Source organism: Clostridium sp. CAG:265 (assembly GCF_000436575.1).
Taxonomy (GTDB): domain Bacteria; phylum Bacillota; class Clostridia; order Clostridiales; family Clostridiaceae; genus Clostridium; species Clostridium lentum.
This window is the reverse complement of record NZ_FR886578.1, coordinates 74,832-81,244: the sequence shown is the minus strand read 5'-3', so window position 1 is coordinate 81,244 and position 6,413 is coordinate 74,832. Positions and strand designations below refer to the sequence as shown.

Here is a 6,413-nt window from a genome sequence, read left to right as displayed (position 1 = left end):
GAATCTGGAATTTTTTCGGTAATTGAATATCCTAAAAACCATCTATATGCTAAATTTACTTCTATATCTTTAACTAACTGCCTTTCGGAGCGTATGCCATAAAGATATCCTATAAATAACATTTTAAATAATACTACTGGATCAACAGCTGGTCGACCATTTGTATGACAATACAAATCCCTAGTTAAATCCCTAATGAATGAAAAATCTATATATTTATCAATTTTCCTTAATAAATGGTCTTGTGGGACTAATTCTTCTAACATTACTACTTCTATTTCACTTTGTGCTTCTTTTCTTTCGTTTATCATTGATAAAACCTCTATGTAACAAATTTATATATTTTAAATTATATTACATATTTGGATAAAAATAAAGACTGCTGACACTTTGTCAACAGTCTGAAGCGGATTATTACTAATCCGCTTTTTCTCATTATTGACCATATTTATAAAATTACTATTATAGGGTAAAAAATACTTTTATTTTGCTATGCCAATATCTTTTCTATAGTATTTCCCTTGGAAGTTAACTAACTCCACTTTTTCATATGCATCTTTTCTTGCTTCTTCTACTGTAGTTCCTAAACCAACAACAGATAATACCCTACCACCGCTAGTTCTTAAAATTTCATCTTGTAGCTGTGCTCCTGCTAAAAATACTTTATCTTTTATAGATTCATCAATGGTAATTTCAAAGCTTTTTTCAAAACTTCCTGGATAGCCACCTGATGCTAAAACCACATTAACACAAGCTCCATCCATCCATTTAACTTCCACTTCATTTAACCTTTGTTCTAGTGCAGCTTCAATAATCTCCACCAAATCACTTTCCATTAAAGATAAAACTGATTGTGTTTCAGGATCTCCCATTCTTACATTATACTCTAAAAGGTAAGTTCCCTTTTTAGTAATCATTAGACCAAAGAAAATTATTCCTTTAAAATCAAAGCCTTCTTCCTTAATACCATTTAAAGTCTTTGTCATGATATTTTCTTCAAAATCCTTCATTACCTCTTCTGTAACGTATGGGTTTGGAGCCACAACTCCCATACCTCCAGTGTTTGGACCATTGTTACCATCAAAAATTTGCTTATGGTCTTTAGCTGAAATAAAAGGTATTATAGTTTTACCATCACAAATTGAAAGTATTGATGCTTCTACACCTTCCAAGAACTCTTCTATAACAACCTTTTGTCCAGCACCTTTAAATATATCAGATACCATAAAATCATCGATGGTATTTAAAGCCATCTCCTTAGTTTCTGCTATAACAACACCTTTACCAGCTGCTAAACCATCAGCTTTGATAACTATTGGGTATTCACAGCTTTCTAAATATGCTTTTGCTTCATTACAGTCAGTAAAAGTACCATACTCGGCAGTTTTAACTCCATACTTTTTCATAAAGTCTTTAGAAAAGCTTTTGCTACCTTCCAGCTGTGCACCATTTTTATCTGGCCCAAAACATTTTAGGCCAGCTTCCTTAAATTTATCTGTAATCCCTTTAGTTAATGGGTCTTCTGGTCCAACAACAGTTAATGCTATATCATTGTTCTTAGCAAAAACAACTAATTCATCTATATCTGTTATATTTATATTTTCACATTTATTTTCTATGGCAGTTCCACCATTACCAGGAGCTACAAATATCTTAGAAACCTTATTGCTTTTAGCCATCTTCCAAGCCAATGCATGCTCTCTACCACCAGAACCAACTAATAAAACTTTCATTATAAATCCTCCATCATTCGAACATTATAAATAATTGAATGTAGAATTAAAAATGAAAAATTAACTTACATTATATCAATATGATGGATTAACTTTTAATTTTTCATTTTTAATTTTTAATTTTTTTAGTGTTTAAAGTGTCTTACTCCTGTAAATACCATAGCAATTCCATGTTTATTGCAGGCATCTATTGATAATTGATCTCTTATTGATCCACCTGGTTGAATTATTGCCTTTATACCATACTTAGCACATTCATCAACAATATCATTAAATGGGAAGAATGCATCTGAAGCTAATATAGTTGCCCCTTCACCTCTTCTAAGTGCATCTTGTGTTGGCCAAATTCTATTAACTTGTCCACCACCAATACCAACAGCAACTCCGTCCTTCACTGTTACTATGGCATTAGATTTAACGTATTTAACAACCTTCATACCAAAGATCATATCTCTCATTTCTTCATCAGTTGGAGCTTTTTCAGTTACAACTTTCATTTCATCTAAAAGCTTAGTGTCTTCTTCTTGTACTAAAATACCACCATCAACTGTTACCATATATTTTTTAGCACATGGTTTAGTATTACATTTAATTACTCTTAAATTCTTCTTAGCTCTTAATACTTCTAAAGCATCTTCATCATACCCTGGAGCTGCAATAACTTCTAAGAATATCTTAGACATCTCTTCTGCAGTTGCCTTATCAATAGTTCTATTAATTGCTACAATTCCTCCAAAGATTGAATCTGGATCTACATCATGAGCTTTTTTATAAACTTCTAAAACAGACTCTCCAATAGCTACACCACAAGGAGTATTATGTTTTAATGCACAACAAGCTATTTCTTCAAATTCATTAGCTACTTTCCAAGCAATATCTAAATCTTTAATATTGTTATAAGATAACTCTTTACCATTTAAAACTTCAAAGTCTTCCATAGCTCCATCAAATTCAGTTGATGTGTAATATGCTGCGTTTTGATGTGGATTTTCTCCATATCTTAAAGATTGTTTCTTCTTATATGATACTGAAAGGTATTCTGGATATTCTTCATCTCCTAATAGGAAGTTAGAAATAGCTGCATCATATGCACTCATAAGGTTAAATACTTTTCCTGCTAATTTCTTTCTTAAAGCATAACTTACATCACCAGTTTCCTTTATTTCATTCATAACAGCTTCATAGTCAGCTACATCTGAAATAACTACAACGTCTTGAAAGTTTTTAGCTGCTGCTCTTAGCATTGTTGGTCCACCAATATCAATGAATTCAACTTTTTCTTCAAAAGATAAGTTCTCTCTAACCTTTTCAAAGAATGGATATAAATTAACTATTACCATATCAATAGTATCTATATTTCTTTCCTTGATAGTTTCCATATGCTCTTCATTATCTCTTATTGCAAGAATACCAGCATGAATAATAGGATGTAATGTTTTAACTCTTCCATCTAACATTTCTGGGAAATTTGTTACTTCATTAACTTCAGTAACCTTTAACCCATTATCCTTTAAGTGCTTGTAAGTTCCTCCTGTTGAAATTATTTCAACACCATTTTCTGATAAGAATTTAGAAAAATCTAATATACCTTCCTTATTGAACACACTAATTAACGCTCTCTTAATCATATAAAAAGCCTCCTATTTATCTATCTTTACTATTCCGTCTATTATTTGAATTTTCTTATCACCAATAAGCTCTATTGCCTTTGGTAACAATTTATGCTCTTGTACTAATACTCTTTTTTGTATATCTTCTGCAGTATCTTCAAAATACACCGGTACTGTTTCTTGTAAGATGATTGCTCCACCATCTACTTCTTCATTAACAAAATGCACTGTACATCCTGTGTATCTTACCCCTGATTTCTTTACTGCATTATGAACATGCATTCCATACATCTTATCACCGCAAAAGCTTGGAATTAATGATGGATGGATGTTGATTATTCTATTTTTAAATTCTCTCAGTATTTCCCCATCCAAAATTGAAAGATATCCTGCTAAAACTATTAAGTCTACTTTACCTTTAGTCAGCTCTAGTATTTTATTTGAAACTTCACTGCCATATTCTTTTTTAGATACAACAAAAGTTTCAACACCTGCATTTTTTGCTCTTTCCAAGCCATAAATACCTTCCTTACTGCCAATAACCATTTCCACTTGATAGTTTTTGTTTTCATAATCTAAAATTGACTGGAGGTTAGAACCTCCACCAGATACAAGTACTGCTATTTTAAGCAAACTCCTTCACCTCCAGCTGTAACAACGCCAATTTCGTATGCCTTTTCGCCCATAGCTTCTAATTCATTTAAAATAGCTTGTACATCAGCTTCATTTACACATAAAACAAATCCTATACCCATGTTAAATGTATTATACATATGATCTCTAGCAACGCCTCTGCTAATCATATCTTCAAAGATTGCTGGCAATGGATAGCTGTCTTTTCTTATTTCAGCTGTAAGCTCTGCTCCATTAAACATTCTTGGAACATTTTCTATAAATCCACCACCTGTTATATGGCTCATCCCTTTAATATTAAACTTTTCAATTAAGCTTAATACTGGCTTTACATATAATTTAGTTGGTGTAATAAGCGTCTTCCATACCTCTTCACCATTAAACTCTTCATTTAAATCAGTATATAGTTTTCTTACTAAAGAAAATCCATTAGAATGTACTCCTGATGAAGCTATACCTATAAGCTTGTCACCTGGCTTAATGTCTTTTCCATTGATGATTTTATCCTTATCTACAATACCTACAGCAAAACCTGCAATATCATATTCTCCTTCTTTATAGAACCCTGGCATTTCAGCAGTTTCTCCACCAATTAGAGCACAACCTGACTCTACACATCCATCTGATACTCCTTTGACTAAATCAGCAGCCACTTCTGCTTCTAGTTTTCCGCAAGCTATATAATCTAAGAAAAATAGTGGTTTTGCACCATGACATAAGATATCATTAACACACATAGCAACACAGTCAATACCTACAGTGTCATATTTCTTTGTTTTGAAAGCTAATTCTAACTTGGTACCAACTCCATCTGTACCTGACACTAAAACTGGTTTTTTATATCCTTCTGGTAATTCCACCATTCCAGCAAAACTTCCAAGACCATTTAACACATATTCACTCATTGTTCTACTGGCATATTCTTTTATTAGCTTTACTGATCTATAACCTTCTTCTATATTAACTCCAGCTTCTTTATATGTTATCATTATTAAATCCTACCTTTCTTATGCACCTTTTTCTTCTATAGGAGTTGCCACAGGATATACTCCATTGAAACATCCTACACAATAACCTTGATCTTCCTTAAAACAATTATACATACCCTTCATTGATAAGTATCCAATAGAATCACAACCAATTGCTTCTCTGATTTCTTCTAATGAATGATTTGCTCCTATAAGCTCTTTTCTGTATGGAGTATCTATTCCAAAGTAACATGGATATTTAACCACAGGCGATGCCACTAAGAAATGTACTTCTTTTGCTCCTACTCTTCTTAAAGATTCAACTAAATGCTTAGAGGTTGTTCCTCGTACAATTGAATCATCTATTAAAATTACTCTTCTATTTTTTACATTAGCTTTTAATGGATTTAATTTTACTGCTACAGCTCTTTCTCTTATTTCTTGAGAAGGAGTAATAAAAGTTCTACCTACATATCTATTTTTTACAAAACCTGTATCATATGGTATTCCTGAAGCTTTAGAATATCCTATAGCTGCTGGTATTCCTGAATCTGGTACTGCTACTACCACATCTGCTTCAATGTTATGTTCTTTAAACAATTGCTCCCCAGCTCTTATTCTTGATTCATGTACATCAAGTCCATCAATTATCGAATCTGGTCTAGCAAAGTATATATATTCAAATGCACAAGTTTGACATTGCGTATTTTCTGAATATCTGTATGAATTAATACCTTTTTCATCTATGACAATTATCTCACCTGGTTCTATATCTCTAACTAGTTCTGCACCAACAGCATCAAGGGCACAACTTTCTGATGATAAGATATATCCTTCATCAATCTTTCCTAAACATAAAGGTCTTATTCCATGTGGATCTCTAACACCTATAAGCTTATTTTCTGTTAAGATAACCATGGCAAAAGAACCTCTTACTGCCTGAATAGCATCTAAAATTGCTTTTTCAACACCTTTCTTAGCTCCTCTAGCTATAAGGTTTGCTATAACTTCTGAATCTATTGATGTATGGAACACATGTCCAGCCTCTTCCAATAACTCTCTTATAACATCTGCATTAACAAGCGTTCCATTATGAGCCATTGCAATAGATCCTAATTTGCTTTGACTTAAAAGTGGCTGCGCATTTTCTATCCTTGTATCACCAGATGTGGAATATCTAACATGCCCAATAGCTATATTCCCTTTTAATATTGCAAGACTTTCTTGTGAAAAGGCTTCTGTAATAAGCCCCATTCCTTTATGCATATTTATTTCAGCTCCATTGGCAACTGCTATACCAGCACTTTCCTGCCCTCTATGTTGAAGTGCATATAATCCATAATAAGTCATTGAAGCAACATCCATTTCCTTATTTGAATAAACACCAAATACACCGCATTCATCCTTAAACTTATCATTACTTGGATCCATTATAATATTGTCTACCTTAAGACTCATTCTTAATACCC

Annotated in this window: 6 protein-coding genes; all 6 read right to left on the bottom strand. The window is 32.6% G+C overall.

Annotated elements, in window-relative coordinates; genetic code table 11:
* Positions 1 to 311 (bottom strand): transposase (locus Q5O29_RS00795; protein WP_302631532.1); only part of this gene is annotated, 311 nt, incomplete at its 3' end.
* Positions 312 to 482: 171 nt separating this feature from the next.
* Entirely contained in the window at positions 483 to 1,733 is a 1,251-nt protein-coding gene (gene purD, locus Q5O29_RS00790; protein ID WP_022211125.1) for a phosphoribosylamine--glycine ligase, read from the bottom strand.
* Between the two features lie 125 nt (positions 1,734 to 1,858).
* Positions 1,859 to 3,361: a bifunctional phosphoribosylaminoimidazolecarboxamide formyltransferase/IMP cyclohydrolase gene (gene purH / locus Q5O29_RS00785; protein WP_022211124.1), complete on the bottom strand. Its 1,503-nt coding sequence runs from the start codon at positions 3,359 to 3,361 to the stop codon at positions 1,859 to 1,861.
* 12 nt (positions 3,362 to 3,373) lie between these two features.
* Positions 3,374 to 3,976, bottom strand: a complete 603-nt coding sequence (gene purN / locus Q5O29_RS00780; protein WP_022211123.1) for a phosphoribosylglycinamide formyltransferase — start codon at positions 3,974 to 3,976, stop codon at positions 3,374 to 3,376.
* Complete coding sequence (purM, locus tag Q5O29_RS00775; RefSeq protein WP_022211122.1) at positions 3,964 to 4,965, bottom strand: phosphoribosylformylglycinamidine cyclo-ligase; 1,002 nt, start codon at positions 4,963 to 4,965, stop codon at positions 3,964 to 3,966. Before purM ends, purN begins: the two co-directional genes overlap by 13 nt.
* Positions 4,966 to 4,983: 18 nt before the next feature.
* Positions 4,984 to 6,402 (bottom strand): amidophosphoribosyltransferase, encoded by a 1,419-nt coding sequence (gene purF / locus Q5O29_RS00770; RefSeq protein ID WP_022211121.1) that lies wholly within the window; start codon positions 6,400 to 6,402, stop codon positions 4,984 to 4,986.
* Between the last annotated feature and the right edge of the window lie 11 nt (positions 6,403 to 6,413).